The sequence below is a fragment of the Mycobacterium ahvazicum genome (assembly GCF_900176255.2).
Classification (GTDB): Bacteria; Actinomycetota; Actinomycetes; order Mycobacteriales; family Mycobacteriaceae; genus Mycobacterium; species Mycobacterium ahvazicum.
This window is the reverse complement of record NZ_FXEG02000002.1, coordinates 2,215,686-2,235,107: the sequence shown is the minus strand read 5'-3', so window position 1 is coordinate 2,235,107 and position 19,422 is coordinate 2,215,686. Positions and strand designations below refer to the sequence as shown.

Below are 19,422 nucleotides of genomic sequence, written 5' to 3'. Positions count from 1 at the left end.
GGGACAAGCGCAACGAGTCCTTCCCGGTGGCCGGGAGCGCACCTGGTTTGATCTCACCACCACTCGGTACCGTCGCCGTCATGGCAGACGGGCAAGTCTTCGTCATCGACACGGTGATCACACGGCCCGGGTGCGCACGAAAGTTCGTGCAGACCTACCTCGACGAGTACGCGCCGGGAGCCCGTTCCCGCGGTATGACGCTGCGCGATGTCCTGGTCAGCCCGCCGATCTGGTTTGAGGATCAACCCAACACCGTCACCGTCACCTGGACCTTGCCCAGCCCGCAGGCGTGGTGGGAGATGACGTGGAAGGGCCGCCCCGACCCGACACTGGCGCAATGGTGGTCTCAGATCTCCCACCTGGTTACCCACCGATCGCGATCGGTCGCCTCAGCCGCCGACGACGTCGATGCGCTCTGCGATGTATAGCGTCACCCGACTGCTCGACGTCGCCGACCAGCATCGCGACCGAATACTGGCTGCGGTGCGCGCCGGCGCCAGGGCAACCGGCGCGCAGCACCGCCTCGTCGAACCGACACTGCCGGGCGTGCGCAACGGCGGCGATCTCCTCGTCCACTTACGGTTCGACTCCAAGAGCCAATGGCTTTCCGCCGCAGATGATTTCGCCGCACTGTTGGGCGATCCCGCGATCACCCACATCAATGGAGCCAGTTACCGAGGTCTCCCCACGCGCACCGGCAGCGATACCGGCACCGTCTATCGTGCCTTGCTGTTGCGGGTGGCGGCCGACACCGATTCCGCCGCCGTGGCACGCTTTGAAAAAGAGCTGTCGCGAATGCCGCAATTCATTCCCACCATCCGGGCGTGGCAGCTCAGCAAGGTCGACGACGCTATCGGGTCATCAGAGTGGACGCACGTGTTCGAGCAAGAGTTCAGCGACATCGACGCACTGATGGGTCCGTACCTGATGCATCCGATCCATTGGGCAGTCGTGGACCGCTGGTTTGACCCCGAATGCCCCGAGGTCATCATCCGAGACCGGGTGTGCCACAGCTTCTGTCACTGCGATCATCCGATTCTAACCGCTAGCCAAACCTAGTCTTTGCCGACGCGATGCGTTTACCGCCGCGCCGATCACCTCACATCCCGGTGGCCGAAATGTTGGGGTTGGCGGTCGAGGGTGGTTGCAGCGACGGCAGCTCTGATGTGCCATCCAGGCTGTGGACTGTCAGCTGCTGTGACCACGGGTAGTGCAGGCTGAAAGCCACGAGGCCGGTGCGTTCGGCCGCCGGCACATGACACATCGCCAGCACCGTCTCGGCCAAGTACTCGACGGGCTCGGTCGGAAAGTCGGCCGGGATAAGCGAGGATGCCCCCGGCGTGCGTATCGCTGTCGACGGGCCAACACAATTCACCGCGATGTTGGCGTCGATCAACTCCGCAGCCACCCCCTGGGTAAAGCGGTGCAACGCGGCCTTGCAGGAAGCGTAAATGACGTCACCGGAGGTTTTGTTGTATTCGCGGTAGGGCCGCACTGGTGCCACCCCGGTGACGGAACCGATGTTGACGATCCAGCCGCCGCCCTGTTTGCGCATATGCGGAACCGCCATCTTGGTCAAGACGAAGGGCGTGCGCAGGTAGTGCTCGACGGTACGGTCAAAGGTCGCCAGCGACATCTCCTCGATGACAGAGTAGTCGGCGAAACCGGCATTGTTCACCAGGATGTCGATGCGCCCGGCACGGTCAAGCACTTGGTCGATCAAGGCTTCACGTGCCTGAGCATCTTCGAGGTCGGCGACGACCCCGAACGCCGATCCGCCGGAATCCTCAATGAGCGCAATGGTTTCGGCGATCGTTCCCGGCAACGTGCCGGTAGCGCCCGCCCGATTCGATTGCGACGGCGCGTGCGCGCGTGCGGTCACCGCGACGGTGGCGCCTTCGGCAGCCAACCGCTGGGCGATCGCACGACCGATACCGCGGCTGCTGCCTGTCACCAACGCTGTTTTGCCGGCAAGTAATTGGCTCACCGGAGGATGAAGTCCTCTTCGATGGGGGCGCGGTGCTGATGCCAGACATCGACCAGCCGATAGGGGGTGGCCACCACCACCCGGCCCGAACCCGACCGATAATAGGTGTGGGCGTTGGGCGTGTGGCACCACACGGTGCCGAGCATCGCCTCATCGATCGCTGCGACGTAGTCCTCGTACGCCTGCTGGGTGACCTCGATGGTGGCGGCGCCGCGCAAGGCCATCAATTGCAGGCATTCCATGATGTAGTGGGCCAATACCTCCATCGAGAAGTTGGCGCCCGCGCCGTGACCCGGGCTGTAGTTGGGCGCCGACATGACGAACAGGTTGGGAAACCCCGGCACGGTGCCGCCACGATACGCACGGGGGCTATCGCCCCACTCCTGGGCCAGCTTGATGCCGCCGCGACCACGGATGTCTACGGTCGACAAGAAATCCAGATAGTAGCCCGTCGCATAGATGATGACGTCGAGATCAATCTGGCGACCCTCTTGAGTCACAATGCCTTTCGCATTAACCTCGGCAGGTTCGCTGGCCTCCACGTCGACGTGCTCGCGAGTCAGCGCCGCGTAATAGCCGCCCGGATCGCGGATGATGCGCTTGCCATAGGGCGCAAAATCCGGGGTGACCTTTTTGGCTAACTCGGTGTCTTTGCCGAAGGTGTCCTCGATGTAGCGCAGGCACATCTGCAGCAGGACGTCGTTGGCCGGCGAGATCGACAGGTGTTCCCTATTCCAGTCGGGGTCTTGTAGAATAATCGGGTAATTGTTGTCCGCGGTGCCCCAATACGACTTGAGCCGATGCCAATTCGCGTAGTAGGGCAGATGCCGTCCGAGGTAGCGCCGAAACGCGGGCACCTCATCGGTGAGCCGCTTGCGCGGCGCCACCCAGTGCGGCTGACGCTGAAACACCGTCAGGTGCTCGACCTGGTCAACACAGGCGTCGACGATTTGCACCGCCGTACAACCGGCCCCGACCACTGCCACCTTCTTGCCAGTGAGGTCAACCGAGGAATCCCACAACGCTGAGTGAATGCTGGTGCCCGCGAAGGTATCTCGGCCCTTGACGTCAGGCCAGCGCGGGCGGTTGAGGTAGCCGGTCGCGGCGACCACGACGGCAGCGTAGCTGATCGTACGCCCACCCTGGCTGTCGACCGCATGGATTTCCCAGTGGCTGCGCTCATCGTCCCACCACAGCGCCTCCACCTCGGTGCCGAACCGAATATGTTCGCGCAGTTTGTGTTTAGTGGCCAGCTCCACCAAATAGTTCTGATACTCCCCGCCCTGCGGGTAGTAGCTACTCCAGTCCGGGTTGACTTCCCATGACAGCGAGTAATACGCCGACGGTGTATCCACACCGATGCCCGGGTAAGTCGTGGTCAGCCAGGTTCCGCCGACCTCCTCATTGCGGTCGAAGATCTCAAACGCCACACCCTCGGCGGCGGCAGCCAGCGCCACGCTGATCCCGGCAAGACCGGCACCGATGACGGCGATGTTGATGGTGTCGGGGATCGCTACGTTGCGCGGCAAAGTCGGCTGTGAGCGCTGGAACCCCCCTTGTTCGAGTAGCAGGTCCACTTGCTCGTCATCGACTTGGGAACCCAGCGCCACGGGCAGCAGCCGTGCGAAGAAGTCACGATCCACCGCTGGGGCGGCGCCGCGGCGCGGTGAGCGCCCCAGGACCTCGACAAGAGCGTCGACCAACGACTCAGCGGTCGCAGGGTCGGTGACGCCGGCCTGTTCGGGTGGATCGGCAACATAGGAGAGCTTGGGTGCGTAGGTGTCGATCACCGACAGATCGCCGGTGAGCTGCGCCAGCACCGCCAGCAGTACACCCGCGTCAGCCTGGCGCAGGTTGGCGCGTAGTTCATCGGGATCGGGCACGGCCGGTCCGGTGGGTGACGTCGATTCAGTAGCGGCGGTCATGCTTCGAGTCTGAAGCCTGGACCCACGTGCGGCACCGCAGTTGTCTACTCAGCGGGAGACCAGCATCCCCGGCACCGCATCCGGGCCTAGGGTTCGTCGTATGCAACCGGTCCACGACCACGCGTTAGGTGAGCACACCGATCATGGTCGTGTCGCTTCGAGCGCTGGCGCGCTGCCCAGCCTTGTGACACTGGAACTCGACACGGTGATCGCACAAGCACGCAGTCAATCGCTCGGCGATATCCCCCGCCGCTCGGCTCGCCGGCAGCCGGGCAAGACCGCGATCATCGATGGCGATGTCGTACTGACGTTCGCCGAGTTCGACCTGTTGGTGGACAAGGCCGCAGCCGCGCTGCACGACAACGGCTTAAGCCCCGGTGATCGCATCGCGCTGCTGGCGCATAACTGTTGGCAATACGCGGTCTTGGCGTTTGCGACGGCGCGCGCCGGCGTTGTTTTGGTGCCGATCAATTTCATGCTCACCGCCGAGGAGATCGCCTACATCCTTAGTCATAGTCGCGTGCGCGGATTCATCGTCGAATCCGAACTCACGGCGATCGCCGAGGAAGCGATGCGCCACAGCGGGGCGGTCGAGACGAAGGTTGCGCTGATGCCCGACGGGGCGATCCCGCCTGCGGGCTGGCACGATTTCGCCCAGTGGCTCACCACAACCAGTGCCGCCCCGACCATGCCCAGCGACGATGAGCGGCTCGTGCGGCTGATGTACACCAGCGGAACCGAATCGCGGCCCAAGGCGGTCATGCACACCAGTCGCAGCCTGATGTGGCAGTACGTCAGCACGATTGTGGCCGGGTCGATGTCACCCGACGATGTCGAAATCCACTCACTGCCGCTCTACCATTGCGCGCAGTTGGACAACTTTCTGGCCACCGACCTCTATCTGGGGGCTACCAGCATCATCGTGCCCCGGCCCGACCCCGAACTGATCCTGCGCACCATCGAGCGCTACGGGGTGACGAATTACTTTGCGCCGCCGACAGTCTGGATTTCGCTACTGCGCTGCCCGATCTTTGACGACGTTGATCTGTCCAGCTTGCGCAAGGGCTACTACGGTGCATCGCCGATGCCCACGGAAATCCTGCACGAAATTCGCAGACGACTCCCGAATTTGAGACTGTGGAACTTCTACGGTCAGACCGAAATGGCGCCGCTGGCCTCGGCGTTGGGACCCGACGAACAAGACGCCCACGCCGGGTCGGCCGGACGCCCGGTGGTCAACGTCGAGACGACGATCCTCGACGACAACGACTGTCCCGTCGCATCCGGCGTGGTGGGTGAAATCGCCCATCGCAGCCCACATCTGATGGTGGGTTATCTCGACGACCCCGACAAGACGGCCGAGGCCTTCCGCGGTGGCTGGTTTCATTCCGGGGACCTCGGTTTCTACGACGATCACGGGCTGTTGCACGTCGTGGACCGCAAAAAGGACATGATCAAAACCGGTGGTGAAAACGTCGCCAGCCGTGAAGTCGAGGAAATCCTTTACCGGCACAACGGTATCCAGGAGGCCGCGGTGTTCGGCCTGGCACATCCGATCTGGGTGGAGGCCGTGGTCGCAGCAATCGTGGCGCGCGATGGCGTCGCACTCACCGAAGCCGACGTCCTCGCGCATTGCCGCCAGCACCTGGCCGGCTTCAAGACACCCAAACGCATCTTCTTTGTCGATGCACTGCCGAAGAACCCCAGCGGAAAACTGCTCAAACGCGAGCTACGAGACCGCTTCGACCTCGCCCAGCCAACGGCGAACTAACCCGTCGTGACACCCTGCGGGGCGAACGTGCGGCCGCCCTGTCTGAGCTCGGTGACCGCTGGGTGGGAAGGCCGAGTCTAGCGACAGCGCACGCGACTTAGTCTGCCTAGCAGCGACCGCTGCGTGGGCCCTTGCACACGCTGCCATCGCGCACCCTCCGACACAAGCCTTGCAACCTACGCCAGCGGCTTGGCCGGATCGGCCCGATCCACTGCACCGAAAGGACGCCGCCCCCGTGTTCCAGGGACGTATCGCCCGGTTTGACGCTCCCACCAAACCATTTGAGATCGAGACAGTCAGACTTCCGGAGGTGGGTCCTGGTCAGATCCTTGTCAAGGTGAGTCGTGCCAACATCTGCGGCTCAGACCTGCACGCCTGGCACGGCACGTTTGCCACGGGCGGTCTGGGAGGTCAACTGCCCACCGTCTTGGGCCACGAGATGGTCGGCGCCGTCGAGGCGTTAGGCGCGGGCGTGAGCACCGATTCCAACGGCGCGCCCCTGAAAGCGGGCACCCGAGTGGTGTTCCCTTACTTCTTCTCGTGCCACACATGCCGAAACTGCTTGGCCGGCAGGCGCCACAGCTGTGTGAAGCTGACGATGGCCATGCTCGGGCGCGCCGACGAACCCCCGTATTTTGTGGGCGGCTACGCCGACTACTTCCTGTTGCCCGCCAACGCGGTGGTCTACACGGTGCCCGATTCGGTTTCCGATGACATCGCCGCAGGCGCGAATTGTGCGCTGTCACAAGTGATGTATGGCCTAGAACGCGTCAACCAACAACTCGGTGAGTGTGTCGTGGTGCAAGGCGCGGGCGCGCTGGGTCTCTACGCGGTGGCGGTGGCAAAAGCGCGCGGCGCTGCCCACGTGATCGCAATCGACGGTGTCGCCGAGCGATTGGAGTTAGCGACCTCCTTCGGCGCCGACACCGTCATCGACATCAACGACGTCGCGACGGTCAAAGACCGGACCAAGCTCGTGCGACAACTGACTGACGGCCAGGGCGCCGATGTCGTGGTCGAGGTGGTTGGCCACCCCTCCGCCATCGATGAAGGCCTCAAGATGCTCGGACAGTTCGGCCGCTACGTGGAGATCGGAAACATCAACATCGGCAAGACGTTCGACTTCGATCCCTCCCGTTTTGTCTTCGGCAATAAGACGATGGTCGGCGTCTCGTTGTACGACCCCATCGTGTTGTCGCGGGCGCTGACGTTTCTTGAACAACACCAGGCCAGGCTTCCGTTAGACCGTCTGGCCGCGGCCTGTTACCCACTCGACCAGATCAACGACGCCTTCGCCGCGGCCGACAGCAAGCGCGACGTTCGCGCGAGCATCGTGCCCTAACGACAGAAAGCAGACCACGCCTCATGCATGACTACGCACGAAAAACGCTGTTCATCGACGGCAGGTGGGTCACCCCGGCCGGCAGCGACCTCATCGACGTGATCGACCCGTCGACAGAGCAGGTCATCGGCACCGTCCCGGCGGGCACCGAAGCCGACGTGGACGCCGCCGTAGCCGCGGCACGGCGGGCCTTTGACCCGCTGATCAGCCCCGCCGAGCGCCGCGCGCGCGTCGCGGCGGTGATCACCGCGCTGGAAAAGCGCTTGCCAGACATCGCTGAGACGATCACCCGCGAAATGGGAGCGCCCGTGCGCATTGCACAGACCGTGCAAACCCAGGTCCCGCTGGCGGTGGGCCGTGGCTTCGCCGAGGTGCTGGACACCTTCACTTTTGAAGAACGCGTGGGCAACTCGTTGATCCTGCGCGAACCCTACGGCGTGGTCGGCGCGATCGCCCCGTGGAACTACCCCCTGTATCAGGTGGTCGCCAAGGTGCTGCCGGCGATCGCGGCCGGCTGCACGGTTGTCCTCAAACCCAGCAATGAAGCACCGCTGTCGGTGTTCGAGTTCGTTGAGGCCCTCGAGGAGGCCGGGCTGCCGCCCGGTGTGGTGAACCTGGTGTCCGGTCGCGGTGCGCTGATCGGCGAGCACATCGCCGCCCATCCCGATATCGACTTCGTGTCGTTCACCGGATCCACCGGCGTAGGTGCCCGCGTCGGGGAGCTGGCCGGGCGGTCGGTGAAAAAGGTCGCTCTCGAACTGGGCGGCAAGTCCGCCAACGTCATCCTCGAAGATGCCGATTTGGCTAGCGCCGTCAAGGTAGGAGTCGGCAACGCCTTCCTCAACGGCGGTCAGACCTGCATGGCCTGGACACGAATGCTGGTGCCCCAGTCCCGCTATAGCGAAGCCCTGGACTTGGTCGAGGCCGCGGTGTCGAAGTACACCGTGGGCGACCCGCTCGACCCGGCCACCCGAATCGGCCCCTCGGCCTCAGCGGCGCAGTTCGACACCGTGCGTGGTTTTATCGAGCGTGCCCAGCGTGACGGTGCGCGGCTGCTCACTGGGGGTGCCGATCGGGTCTGCGACGTCGGCTATTACCTCGCACCCACGGTATTCGTCGACGTCGACCCGGACTCCGAACTCGGCCAAGAAGAGGTCTTCGGCCCTGTGCTCGCGGTCATACCGTTTACCGACGAATCCGACGCCCTGCGCATCGCCAACGGAACCCCCTATGGGTTATCCGGTGCGGTGTGGGCCGGCGACACCGACCGTGCCATCGCATTCGCGCGCGGCGTACAGACCGGTCAGCTCGACATCAACGGCGGCAAATACAACCCAGTGGCGCCGTTCGGCGGCTATAAGAAATCCGGCATCGGGCGCGAGCTCGGCCGCGCCGGGTTCGAAGAGTATTTGCAAACCAAGTCCCTGCAGTTGCCCGCATGAGCGGGCCGCTGGATATCGCCACCAACGGACCCACGCAGGTGTGGACGATCGACCTACCGCAGCTGGGCAACGCGATCACCGGCAAAGACTTCATTGCCGCGTTCGAGGCGGCCGTGGATAATGCCAACGCCGACACCGGGATTCGTGCCGTCATCCTCACCGGTAACGGCAAGATCTTCTCCGCCGGCGGCAACGTCAAAGAGATGGCCGACCGAGAGGGCATCTTCGGCCTGGACGCCCTGGCGCAACGGCACGCCTACATCGACGGCATCCAACGGATCCCGCGGGCACTGGCCCGCCTCGAGGTCCCGCTCATCGCGGCAGTCAACGGGGCGGCCATCGGTGCCGGCTGCGATCTGGCGATGATGTGCGACATCCGGGTGGCCTCCGAACGGGCGTCCTTCGCCGAGAGTTTCGTGCAACTCGGCCTGATCCCCGGCGATGGGGGCACCTGGTTTCTGCCGCGAGCGGTGGGCTACGAGCGGGCCGCCGAGATGACCTTCACCGGTGACCGCATCGACGCGCCGACCGCCCTACAGTGGGGCATGGTCAGTCAGGTAGTGCCCCACGAGGAGCTGCTCGCCCACGCGCACGCGCTGGCCGAGCGCATCGTGAAAAACCCGCCACACGCGCTGCGCATGGCCAAACGGCTGTTACGGGAATCCCAGACCGCGTCCTTGGACACCACGCTGGGGATGGCCGCGGCCATGCAGCCGCTGGCCCACCGCGACCCCGAACATGAACAGCGCATCTCCAAATGGAAGACAAGTTGATGGCGCCGCCCCGGCTGGTGCCACCGGCCGCCGCCGACCCCTCGACGCAGGCGCTGCGCGCCGAGGTCCGCCAGTTTCTCGCCGAGCAACACACCGCGGGTGCCTTCGAGCCGTCCTTGGACGCCTGGCTCACGGGCTGGGACGAAAAATTCACCGCCGCCCTGGCCGCACGCGGCTGGCTCGGCATGACCGTGCCCGTCAAGTACGGCGGGCACGGTCGCTCCTTTCTGGAAAGGTTCGCCGTCACCGAGGAGCTGCTGGCAGCCGGAGCGCCGGTGGCCGCGCACTGGATCGCCGACCGCCAGATCGTGCCGGCACTGCTCAAGTACGGCACCGAATTTCAGAAGTCGCATTTTCTGCCGCGGATTGTGCGCGGCGAATGCTTCTTCGCCATCGGCATGAGCGAACCCGATTCTGGGTCCGATCTGGCCAGTGTGCGCACCCGCGCGGTGCGAGTCGAGGGCGGCTGGTCGCTCACCGGAACCAAGGTCTGGACCTCGGGTGCACACCGCGCCCACGCGTTTATCGTGCTGGCCCGCACCGCGCCCAGTGACCCAGACCATCGCCATGGCGGGCTTAGCCAGTTCATCGTGCAGCTGCGCGGTCCCGGCGTGCAGGTCCGTCCGATCATTTCGATGAACGGGGCGCACCACTTCAACGAAGTGATCCTCGAGGAGGCATTCGTGCCCGACACCAGGGTGTTCGGCGACATCGGAGCCGGCTGGACGCAGGTGACCTCCGAGCTGAGCTTTGAGCGCAGCGGACCCGAACGTTTCCTGTCCACCTTCGTCGTGCTTGCGGCCGCGACCACCGGCATGGCCGACCAACGCATGTCCCGAGATGACAGCCTCGGGCGTCTGGTGGCCGGCGTGACCGGCCTGCACCAGATGTCGACCGCGGTCGCGGGCGCGCTGCAGCGCGGCGAGCCTGCTGACGTGGCTGCTGCGGTGGTCAAGGTGCTCGGCACGACCATGGAAGGCGACATCGCCGACTTCGTTGACCGGCACGGCAGCTCCGATTCGGCATCGGCGGAGCTGATCGCTGCCGCAGTGGATCAGCGTCCGGGCTTTACCCTGCGTGGCGGGACCAACGAGGTGTTGCGCGGCGTGATTGCGCGCGGACTGGGAATCCGATGACCACCGCACCGGTCGAGGCAATTCGGGTCGACCCGGCCCTGATCGACATGATGGATGCGGTGTTGGGCGCCTATCGCACCACGCACGCGCCCACCGGCACCGTCGATCGTGACGCCCAGTTGTGGCGCCAGCTCGACGAGCTCGGGTTAGTGCGACTGACCGGCCCCGAACACTGCGGTGGCAGCGACGCCGGCTGGTATGAGGCAGCCGAGCTGCTTACCGCCACCGTCCGCCACGGGGCGCGAATCCCGTTGGCCGAGCACGATTTATTGGCGTGCTGGCTGTTGGAGGCCAGCGGTTCGCGGTGCGACTCCGCGGTACGGACCGTGTGCCTGCTCGACGACCACGGGGCGGCCAGGGATGTGCCGTGGGCGTCGGGAGCCGATCGGATCGCGGTCATTTGGCAGCGCGGCGGGCAGCATCACGTCGCCGATGTCGGCGTCGAGTCGTTACAGATCACGCCCGGCGTCAACATGATCGGCGAGCCGCGCGACGTCGTGATCGCCGATTCTGGCGCCTTGCGCGGTGTGCCCCTTGAGGCCGCGGTAGTCGAGCAGCTGCGGCTGAAATCGGCGCTGGTGCGCGCTGTACAAGTGTGTGCCGCTCTGGACGAGATTCTGCAGCTTTGTATCGAGCATGCGAGCTCACGCATCCAGTTCGGTAGGCCACTTTCGCGCTTTCAGGCGGTGCAGAACATGATCGCCGATATCGCCGCGCAGGCATCGCTGGCCCGGTCGGCCACCGACGCCGCGCTGACGGTGGCGGTCACCAGCAGCTGGTCGGGACCCAACCTGGGATTCCTTGTCGCAGTGGCCCGCTCGTGTGTGGGCCACGCCGCCTCGGTGGTGGTGCGACACGCTCACCAAGTCCACGGCGCGATCGGCACCACACGCGAGCACCGCTTGCACGAGTTCACCCGGCCTGCCCTAGTCTGGCGCGGCGAGTTCGGCTCCGTGCAACACTGGGACGCTCGGGTGACCGACGCGGCGCTGCAGGCGGGCGGCACCGGGCTATGGAATTTGATCACCGGCTGAACGCGGCGCTGTTCCACTCAACGGGCATTGGGCTGTTACCCATGCCACACCCAGGGTTGACTGGTGACATGAGCAACGACATCACGCTGCCGGAATTGCAGGAGTTCATCGCCGCCTACTGGTACTACTACGACGAGGCGCACTACACCGAGCTGGGGGCCTGCCACGCAGACGATGTGCACTACCTGACCCGAAGCGACAGTGGCGCCAGCCCTTTCGAAGAGTTGATGTCACCTGAACTCAACGGTCGTGAGGCGGTCATGGAGTGGTTGTCCGAGCATCGCAAGCAAAGCCCCTACCCGTTGCGCCACCACGCCACCAACCTGTACCGCACCGGTACCGACGGTGGCCTGACGCGGGCCCGCTTCTACATCTTCGTCAACCAGATCACCAACTTCGTGCCGTTCGCGGTATCCAGCGGAGTGGTCAATGTCGGTGTGCGCCGCGGCCCTAACGGCCTCGAGCTCACCGACATCGACGTCATGCTGGACACCACCAACTCCGTACTGCTAGCCGAGCTGCCCGCCGACGCCACGATCACGGCGTCATGACGAGTGCAGCCGAACTCTTCGGTGGCGGCGTCGCGGTCATCACCGGGGCCGGTTCCGGTATCGGCGCCGGCATGGCCCGCTACGCCAGCCAGTTAGGCATGACCGTCGTGCTTGCCGACGTCGATGCACCAAGTATCGCCGCGCTGCGCGAGGAGCTCACCGCCGCGGGAAGCACCGCGATCGACGTGGTGTGCGACGTACGCGACCCCGACGCCATGCAAAAGCTTGCCGACAGAACCTACCGGGACTTCGGTGCGGTGCGGTTGTTGTTGAACAACGCCGGAATTGAACAGTTCGGCTACCTGTGGGACACCCCGGTGGCCAATTGGCAGCGGATCATCGACATCAACATCAGTGGAGTTTTCTACGGCATCCGGGCGTTCCTGCCGCGCATGATGGACTCGACCGAGCAGGCGTGGGTGTGGAATGTGTCCTCGGTCGGCGGGGTCGTCGCGATGCCCTTGCAAACGCCCTACATCCTGAGCAAGCACGCGGTACTCGCGATGACCGAATGCCTTAACCTCGAGCTGCAGTCCATCGGGCACGACCACCATATTCACGCCCAAGCCGTGCTTCCCGGTCCGGTGTCGACCAATATTTTCGAGTCAGCCGGCGGTGTCGACGCCGACAACGCCGCGGATGTGGCTGCCGCCGAGGGGCATCGCTCGGCCATGCTCGACCTCAAGGCCGACGCCATGGACCCGCTGACGGCCGCGGCCGTGGTGTTCGAGCAAGCCGCCCAAGGCCGCTTCTATCTGCTGACCCATCCCGGCTATGTGGGATCGGCGATGCAAGAACGCGCCGATATCCTTGCCTCCCAACAGGCTCCGGTGTTGCGCACTCAACCCCGATTCGATCCGGCGCTGCACTAGCGTGCTCACTTCTCCATTAGATCCCGATGCCGCCGCGCGAGTCGCGTCCTTCGGTGCGATCGCGCCGATGCGCCAACGGGGTCTGGCTGCGGTACGCGCCGCAATCGAATCCGCACCGCTGCCCGAGGCAATGCCACACATGGACAGCATCACCGATACCAGCATCCCTGGTGCCGCCGGGCCAATACCAACCCGAATCCACCGTCCCACAGCTGATTCCCGCTCACCGCTGCTGGTGTACTTCCATGGCGGCGGCCTGGTCATGGGGTCCAACCACTCGTTTGAACCGCTGGCCCGCGCCCTCGCGTCGGCGGCGGGCGCCACCGTCGTGGCTGTCGATTATCGCCTCGCACCCGAGTCAGCGCCCCCGGCCCAATTCGACGACGCCTACGCCGCCACCGCCTGGGTCTCGAGCCACGCAGACGAGTTAGGCGTGGACCCGAGCCGGCTCGCCGTCGTCGGCGACAGCGCCGGAGGTTCGTTGGCGGCGGCGGTTGCGCTGGCCGCCCGCCACCGCGGCGGCCCGCCGATCTGCGCGCAAGTGCTGCTCTATCCGGGACTGGACCGCGATATGACGGCCCCGTCGATCGTTGCGCTGGCCGATGCGCCACTGCTCACCCGCGACGACATCGACTACATGCACGCGCTGGCCGACGGTGACGCCGGGCCCCCCGAAGACCCGTATCTGGTTCCCGCCTATGCCGGCGACCTTGCTGGGCTGCCGCCCGCGATCATCGCGACGGCAGGCTGCGACCCCATCCGAGACTGGGGTGAGCGCTACGCGGCCCGCCTCTGCGACGCCGGCGTCCAGACCACGCTGACCCGCTACCCCGGCATGTACCACGGCTTTCTCATGTACTCCCAAGCGACGGCACGCGGGCGGCTCGCCGTCGCCGAAATCGGGGCGCTGCTTCGCGCCAAGTTCGACAATCCACTGCCGTTTTGATGTCCCGATCACCGGACATCGCGACACCGCAGCACGGCGGCGCCGGACAAAATCACATCAACACACACCATGCAGAAGGAGACCGTGATGCTCACCGATGAGCGGCGGATGGAGCTTTCCAACGTTTTGCGGCCCGCCGCGCCGCCTCGCGAAGTCGACAACGTCTACACCGGCGATCAACGCGAGCGGCTGCTCAATGTCGTACACGCGCACGGTCCTTGGAAGCTGATCATCGCCCAGCACTTCGCGTCGGCCGACGAATTGATGGCCACCATGAGCGGCGCCTTCCCCGAGGGATTCACTCCGTCGCTGGACCTCTTTCTGACGCCGACATTCCGCGGCTACCTGGCCAACTACGGGGCCGTCCTCTACCCAGAGCTGCACGACTGCTTCTACAACGCCACGTTCCTCGAGCACGCGAAGAGCTACTGGAACGCCGAGTACGCCAAGCCTGAGATGATGCTGTTCAACATCAACGGCCCCTGCGCCAACCGCGATCCCGGCCATCTGGACTCGCCGAGCTTCCGCGGTGTACGCCACGAGAACGCCCCCACCTGGCTGTGCAGCGTGATGGGCAAGTCGGGCCTGTTCACCGACTACCTCATCAAAATGGCTCAGGTCATCACCTGGTTCTCCCTGGACGAGGGGTCCGGTTTCACCTACTGGCCCGATGGCCCACTCAGGGCCCCCGCCCGGGTCTTGCCGCCGATCAACAACCGCGGTGTAGTGGTGCAAAACGAAATGATGGTCCACCGTGGCGAAGCCAATGGGCCACTGGAACAACAGGTTCCGCCGGGGTTGGCCTTCGACACTGTCTTCACCGGCGACCCCGCCGACCCCAGCCACTGGCTTCTGAAGAATGGCGACGACGTCATCGCCCGGCACCACACCGACGAATTGCGTTTCCTGGTGCACTGGTCCGCCGAAGTGTTCTCCGACTTCGACGAGCTCAAGAAGAACATGGACGGCTCCGACGACATCACGATCGAACGGGCCATCGGCATCATGGTCGACGATCTCAAGGGCAAGGGCATCAAGCTCGACACCCCCAGCGATCCCCTGCACGACCCTGGATTCATCGCCGCCCTTAACGCGGCGTACGACCTTGGCGGACCGTCAACCTATCCAGAAGAAGCGCCACTGAGCGCGTTCCAGTTGGCATGACGAGCGAAGGACTAACAACGTAAGTCGTTTCGCATCCCTCTACGCCCATGTGTGCCGGGTCGGCAGACGTCGGGGACTATTGCCTCGAGCACCGACATATCTTGGCGGTAGCAGCGAGTATCTTGGCGTCGCAACAGGTTTGAGACAACTCCTGAAAGGACGCCGCCATGGTTGATCAACTGCAAATGATGCGCGATGAGCGAGACATCGCGCGCGCACTCACTCTGTTCGCCCGTGCGATGGACGATCGCAATTGGGACACGATGGCCGACATTTTGGCCGAGAATGCGCAAGGCGACTTCGGAACGGGCCATTTGGAAGGAAGCACAGCAATCATCGAGATGATTCGGGGTTTTCTCGACAATTGCGGTCCCACCCAGCACCTGCTGGGCAATCTCGTCATCGACATCACCGGCGATACCGCGGTGAGCCGCACCTACATCCACGACGTGCACCTGAACTCTCGGGCTGACCCGTCAACCCGCTTCTACACCCTCGGTGACTATCACGACACCTGGCAGCGGCGCGCAGATGGAATGTGGCGTCTCACTAAGCGGGTCAAGGCTAATCGTGGCTATGTCGGACCACTCGAGGTGTTCGAGGGCTAAGCACGTCTCGCCGAGTTCAACAGCGCTCACGGCTGAAGGCGAAAATTGAGTTAGTGGCCCGAGAACGGAACTGTCTGCGAGCCCAGTACCATCTGAATCCCGGCGCGTAACGCGGACCTCAGCCTGTCGAAGTCGCCGTCGTTGACCCAATGCAGATAAGCCTGACGACACACCTGAATGATCAACTGCGCGGGCAATTCTCGGATAAACGGGTCATCTGCGAGGTCGATCCGGGTCTCGAGGAACTCGGTGATCGGGGCGGCGAGGTCTTGTCCCCAATCCAGCCAGCGGAGCCGATACTGCGGGTCGTTGACCACGAGTGCCATGAACGTGCGATCGAACTCGACCTGTCCGCGCTTGGGAACCTCGGTGCCAAAAGCATCGACGAGAGTATCGAGGATGTCACCCTCGGGCGGGGCATCTGCCAGCACTTGGATGCTCAGATTGCCGAATTGGCGAAACAACGGCATGACGACATCTTCTTTGACCGGGAAGTGGCGGTGAAACGTTCGCGGGGCAATGCCCACCTCTTCGCAGATTCGCTCCACCGTCGCCGAGGTCGACCGATCGGCCAGGAAGATCTCGCGGGTTTTCTGCGCGATATACAACCGTAGGTCCTCGGCGCGTCGCTCCGCGAGCGCCGCCGGCCTGCTCACCACGCTCACCCCAGGCTCCTTCCTGCGCCCGATCACTACGCCAATCCTAACTATCTGCGCTGTTCACAGCGCTATTCGCAGCATTGTTGCCCTCCCACTGAGCGGGAGGGTGGTAGTGACCTAGGTCTCTTCACGATCTAACTTGATCATTGTCAGATTCTGACATTGATGGCGGAATCTGACAACCAGATCGGGTGCGGTGTGCTGGCAGCGAAATGTTGCCACTGGCGTCACAGTCCCCATCTTTGGAGACGCCCACACGCCAACCACGCCGCGCCACGCAGCCAATTAAGAGGAGAACCAGATGACTGCCCAAGCCGAGGAACTGAACTACGACGACTACACCCATGACTTCATGGGCAAGGTCGGAAATGTTGAGGACTTTTCTCGCGACTTCCTCCAGGGGCTAGCACGCGTCTTCGAAGACACCTTGAACTTCGTGCCCTACGCGCACGTCAAGATCTATTCAGAGAAGGTCGGCATCAATGTCGCCATGGACGTCGCCGCGGAGCTGTCGCGCGCCGGGATGCGTCAGGTGATGCCGATGGGACGTTATATCGCGCCTCCGGGTTGGGACTGGAAAAACGCTCAGTATCAAGCGATTCCTTTCGACGTGCAGACCGAGGACCTCACGAAGCCGGCCTTGATACGCCTGATCAAGACCTATTGGGATCAGTACCTCAAAGGACACAACTATTTCATCGATCAGTGGACCAAAATCATCCCCGAGGAAGAAGTCTGGCTCGGGCTACCCGGCATGTATCAACTGATCATCGACTACCAATATCCCAAGCTGGCCAAAGTGTTCAAGATCGAGCCGGTGCACGTCGTGGACTTTCTTAAGCTGGCCTGTCTCAGTATCGATGGCACACTCGGCTACGGGGGTGAGTACATCGTGTACAACCCCGATCACGTCGTGCTCAACATGCGCCGCTGTGAAGTGCTCCAGAAATACACCGATGAAGGCCTTTACCCGCCGGCCCGGGCGTGGATGAACTGCACTTTCGAACAACGCATCTCCGCCCCGTTCTTCCCCGGGTGCAAACTCGACATCAACTTGCCGCCAAAGGATTTCAAGTTCGCCGAAGGAGAGCCCTTTTGCGTGTGGACCTACACACGCGGCGAAGAAAACCACAAAGCCGCCGCCGACGCTCCTGATCCGCGCGCCAGCGCGATGAAGAAGATCCCCATCATGCCGGTATCGTCCAGCTGAGAAGTTCGAACTTCGAGCAGCTTCTTCCGGTCGAAAACCGTTGACTGGGTTCAGTATGGAGGGCAGTGATCAATCGTCACCAGTGCTCGAACCGCGCCTTGACCGCATCGGGTGTCAGTCCGTAGTCGTCCAGCGAGTATCGGTGCTTGGGTGCACGATGATCCAGCTGACTCTCCTCGTGAGCCGAACCAATGGCGGATACGGCCTCCTCGGTCAACGGAAACCCGAAGTGCTCATAAATGGTTCGAACGGTGTCTACCGGAGCGGCAACGAAGTCGAAGTAGTCGACGTCGTAAAACTGGTTCGGGTTGTACTTGGCGCGACTGCTCGTGAACCGCTCGATGGCACGCGACCAGGTGTCCAAAGTGTCATGGCCGATTTGTTCCCGCGAGAAGGTGTTCGACCAGCCCTTGGTGGAATGCTCCGCTAGCGAGCACATGGACGGCAACAGGGTCTCGGGCGGACGATGGCACTGGACGATCAGCGCGTCCGGATAGGTCTCGAAGATCGCGTCGATCGAGAACAGGTGGCTGGGATTCTTCAATACCCAACGTTTTGAGGCGTCGTTGAGTCCAATCAACTGGAGGTTGCGGCGGTGCCGGCGATACGACGGTGCCCAGTCTTGGTTCGATAGCCACTGCGCATAGGTGGGCACGTGCGCCAATGATTCATACGACACCGAGTGGACCGACTGCCGCAGTAATTGCCAGCACTCTTCGAGGACGTCCTCAGCGATGTAGTGCAAGCCGAGAAACTCCGGATTCTCCCGGTGCGCCTTCGCGTAGTAGGCCTGCAGTTGGCGATACTCCGGGTAGCTATCCCAATCTTCTCGGGGTGGCCGCGGCTGGGGGTACTCCGCCAGCCACAGTTCTAATCCCTGGTGGGCCGGGTCGGCACCCAGAAGACGATGCAGGGCAGTCGTTCCCGTCCGCGGTAACCCGGTGACGAAGATGGGGCGCTCAATCGAGACGTTCGCGTGCGAGGGGTGACGTTTCCATGCCGCCTCGCTCAGCAGCCTTGCCACCAAGCCGCCCAGCAGGTAGTGCCGCGTCATGGTGGCACCCAGTGGCGTGAAGCCCGCTTCGCGCTCATAGGAGTCAAGTAGCACGCTGAGCGCTTCGCGGAAATTGTCCTCATCGGCTCCGAAGTCGCTGTGCCCAGCTCTTTGGATCGCTTGAGCGCACAGGTCGTCCACAGTTCCGACGACGGTTGCCTTTGTCATGCCTTGAACTCCCCACAATTGACGTCAAGGGTCTGCCCGGTGATTCCGCCGGCCATGTTGCTGAGCAGAAAGATGATCGCCGAGGCGACATCGTCCTCGGTGACCAGTCGCTTCAAGTCGGATTTCTCGGCGACGGCCGCATAGACCGCATCCACGGAGACGCCGGACTCGCGCGCCTGAGCCTCGAAGTATTCGCGAAGCACCTGCCCCCAGATGTAGCCCGGCGCTACGGAATTCACCCGAATCCCCAGACCGCCAAGCTCGCTGGAAAGCGATTGCGACATCGCCAGCGACGCTGACTTCGCAAGCTTGTACGGACCGTATAGCGGATCGGAATGCCTGATGACCGCCGAGCTGAGGTTGACAATTGCACCGCCAGAAGCCGCAAGAGCGGGTGAGAAAGCCAGAATCGCCCTGAGCGCTCCGAGGACGGTCAGTTCCATGGAATCTCGGATGTACGCGAATGTGGTTTCAGCGAAAGGCTTCATCGATGGGGACATGAATGCGTTGTTGACAAGGCCATCAACCCTGCCGAAGGCCGATACCGCGGCGCCCACAAGTCGGTTCACGTCGTCCTCCACCGTGAGGTCGCCGGCGAAAGGTACTGCGCGCCTGCCGACTTCAATGACAGCCTCGGCGACCGCCTTGAGTCGGCTGGTCGTTCGTGCCACCAAGACGAGATCGGCGCCTTCGCCGGCGCACCGTCGGGCGAGAGTGGTACCGAGTCCAGGTCCGACGCCGCTGATCACGATGACTTTGTCCCGTAGTAGCCCCGACATC

The 19,422-nt window shown here is 63.5% G+C and carries 19 protein-coding genes; 14 read left to right on the top strand and 5 right to left on the bottom strand.

The annotated features are described in order from the left end of the window. Positions 1–80 precede the first annotated feature (80 nt). Entirely contained in the window at positions 81–428 is a 348-nt protein-coding gene (locus MAAFP003_RS29595; RefSeq protein ID WP_243393898.1) for a hypothetical protein, read from the top strand. Next, positions 421–1,059: a Dabb family protein gene (locus tag MAAFP003_RS12660; protein ID WP_243393897.1), complete on the top strand. Its 639-nt coding sequence runs from the start codon at positions 421–423 to the stop codon at positions 1,057–1,059. Before MAAFP003_RS29595 ends, MAAFP003_RS12660 begins: the two co-directional genes overlap by 8 nt. 40 nt (positions 1,060–1,099) lie before the next feature. On the opposite strand, the gene MAAFP003_RS12655 is transcribed toward MAAFP003_RS12660, so the two are convergent. Together MAAFP003_RS12655 and MAAFP003_RS12650 are read right to left on the bottom strand one after the other, a co-directional pair. Continuing rightward, entirely contained in the window at positions 1,100–1,987 is an 888-nt protein-coding gene (locus MAAFP003_RS12655) for an SDR family NAD(P)-dependent oxidoreductase (protein WP_096287403.1), read from the bottom strand. Further along, positions 1,984–3,912 carry a flavin-containing monooxygenase gene (locus MAAFP003_RS12650; protein ID WP_096287401.1) on the bottom strand — a complete coding sequence of 643 codons (1,929 nt, stop codon included), beginning with the start codon at positions 3,910–3,912 and terminating at the stop codon, positions 1,984–1,986. The genes MAAFP003_RS12655 and MAAFP003_RS12650 overlap by 4 nt, the downstream gene beginning before the upstream one ends. A gap of 100 nt (positions 3,913–4,012) precedes the next feature. Between MAAFP003_RS12650 and MAAFP003_RS12645 the strand changes: the two genes are divergently transcribed. From MAAFP003_RS12645 to MAAFP003_RS12595, 11 genes are all read left to right on the top strand, one after another. Continuing rightward, positions 4,013–5,683, top strand: a complete 1,671-nt coding sequence (locus tag MAAFP003_RS12645) for an acyl-CoA synthetase (protein WP_096287399.1) — start codon at positions 4,013–4,015, stop codon at positions 5,681–5,683. A gap of 235 nt (positions 5,684–5,918) precedes the next feature. Then, on the top strand, positions 5,919–7,025 hold the full coding sequence (locus MAAFP003_RS12640) for a zinc-binding dehydrogenase (protein ID WP_096287397.1): 1,107 nt from the start codon (positions 5,919–5,921) through the stop codon (positions 7,023–7,025). A gap of 23 nt (positions 7,026–7,048) precedes the next feature. Next, positions 7,049–8,467: an aldehyde dehydrogenase family protein gene (locus MAAFP003_RS12635; RefSeq protein WP_096287395.1), complete on the top strand. Its 1,419-nt coding sequence runs from the start codon at positions 7,049–7,051 to the stop codon at positions 8,465–8,467. Continuing rightward, the gene (locus MAAFP003_RS12630; RefSeq protein ID WP_096287393.1) at positions 8,464–9,240 is read left to right on the top strand and encodes a crotonase/enoyl-CoA hydratase family protein; all 777 of its coding nucleotides are present in this window, start codon (positions 8,464–8,466) and stop codon (positions 9,238–9,240) included. Before MAAFP003_RS12635 ends, MAAFP003_RS12630 begins: the two co-directional genes overlap by 4 nt. Further along, positions 9,240–10,376 (top strand): acyl-CoA dehydrogenase family protein, encoded by a 1,137-nt coding sequence (locus tag MAAFP003_RS12625; protein ID WP_096291093.1) that lies wholly within the window; start codon positions 9,240–9,242, stop codon positions 10,374–10,376. The genes MAAFP003_RS12630 and MAAFP003_RS12625 overlap by 1 nt, the downstream gene beginning before the upstream one ends. Continuing rightward, the gene (locus MAAFP003_RS12620) at positions 10,373–11,410 is read left to right on the top strand and encodes an acyl-CoA dehydrogenase family protein (protein ID WP_243393896.1); all 1,038 of its coding nucleotides are present in this window, start codon (positions 10,373–10,375) and stop codon (positions 11,408–11,410) included. The genes MAAFP003_RS12625 and MAAFP003_RS12620 overlap by 4 nt, the downstream gene beginning before the upstream one ends. A gap of 68 nt (positions 11,411–11,478) precedes the next feature. After that, positions 11,479–11,961 carry a nuclear transport factor 2 family protein gene (locus MAAFP003_RS12615; RefSeq protein WP_096287391.1) on the top strand — a complete coding sequence of 161 codons (483 nt, stop codon included), beginning with the start codon at positions 11,479–11,481 and terminating at the stop codon, positions 11,959–11,961. Continuing rightward, positions 11,958–12,833, top strand: coding sequence for an SDR family NAD(P)-dependent oxidoreductase (locus tag MAAFP003_RS12610; protein ID WP_096287389.1), 876 nt, complete (start codon positions 11,958–11,960; stop codon positions 12,831–12,833). The genes MAAFP003_RS12615 and MAAFP003_RS12610 overlap by 4 nt, the downstream gene beginning before the upstream one ends. A 67-nt stretch (positions 12,834–12,900) precedes the next feature. Next, positions 12,901–13,779, top strand: coding sequence for an alpha/beta hydrolase (locus MAAFP003_RS12605; RefSeq protein WP_243393895.1), 879 nt, complete (start codon positions 12,901–12,903; stop codon positions 13,777–13,779). A gap of 87 nt (positions 13,780–13,866) precedes the next feature. After that, positions 13,867–14,943, top strand: a complete 1,077-nt coding sequence (locus MAAFP003_RS12600; RefSeq protein WP_096291091.1) for a hypothetical protein — start codon at positions 13,867–13,869, stop codon at positions 14,941–14,943. A 167-nt stretch (positions 14,944–15,110) separates the two neighbouring features. After that, positions 15,111–15,551, top strand: a complete 441-nt coding sequence (locus MAAFP003_RS12595) for a nuclear transport factor 2 family protein (protein ID WP_243393894.1) — start codon at positions 15,111–15,113, stop codon at positions 15,549–15,551. Positions 15,552–15,601: 50 nt separating this feature from the next. Here the strand turns inward: MAAFP003_RS12595 and MAAFP003_RS12590 are convergent, their stop codons facing one another. After that, positions 15,602–16,216 (bottom strand): TetR/AcrR family transcriptional regulator, encoded by a 615-nt coding sequence (locus MAAFP003_RS12590; RefSeq protein ID WP_096287387.1) that lies wholly within the window; start codon positions 16,214–16,216, stop codon positions 15,602–15,604. Between the two features lie 295 nt (positions 16,217–16,511). Here MAAFP003_RS12590 and MAAFP003_RS12585 point away from each other — a divergent pair, with 295 nt between their 5' ends. Beyond that, entirely contained in the window at positions 16,512–17,420 is a 909-nt protein-coding gene (locus MAAFP003_RS12585; protein ID WP_096287385.1) for a hypothetical protein, read from the top strand. Positions 17,421–17,496: 76 nt separating this feature from the next. On the opposite strand, the gene MAAFP003_RS12580 is transcribed toward MAAFP003_RS12585, so the two are convergent. Together MAAFP003_RS12580 and MAAFP003_RS12575 are read right to left on the bottom strand one after the other, a co-directional pair. Next, positions 17,497–18,642 (bottom strand): sulfotransferase family protein, encoded by a 1,146-nt coding sequence (locus MAAFP003_RS12580; RefSeq protein ID WP_096287383.1) that lies wholly within the window; start codon positions 18,640–18,642, stop codon positions 17,497–17,499. Next, positions 18,639–19,421 carry an SDR family oxidoreductase gene (locus tag MAAFP003_RS12575; RefSeq protein WP_096287381.1) on the bottom strand — a complete coding sequence of 261 codons (783 nt, stop codon included), beginning with the start codon at positions 19,419–19,421 and terminating at the stop codon, positions 18,639–18,641. The genes MAAFP003_RS12580 and MAAFP003_RS12575 overlap by 4 nt, the downstream gene beginning before the upstream one ends. Position 19,422: the final 1 nt, after the last annotated feature.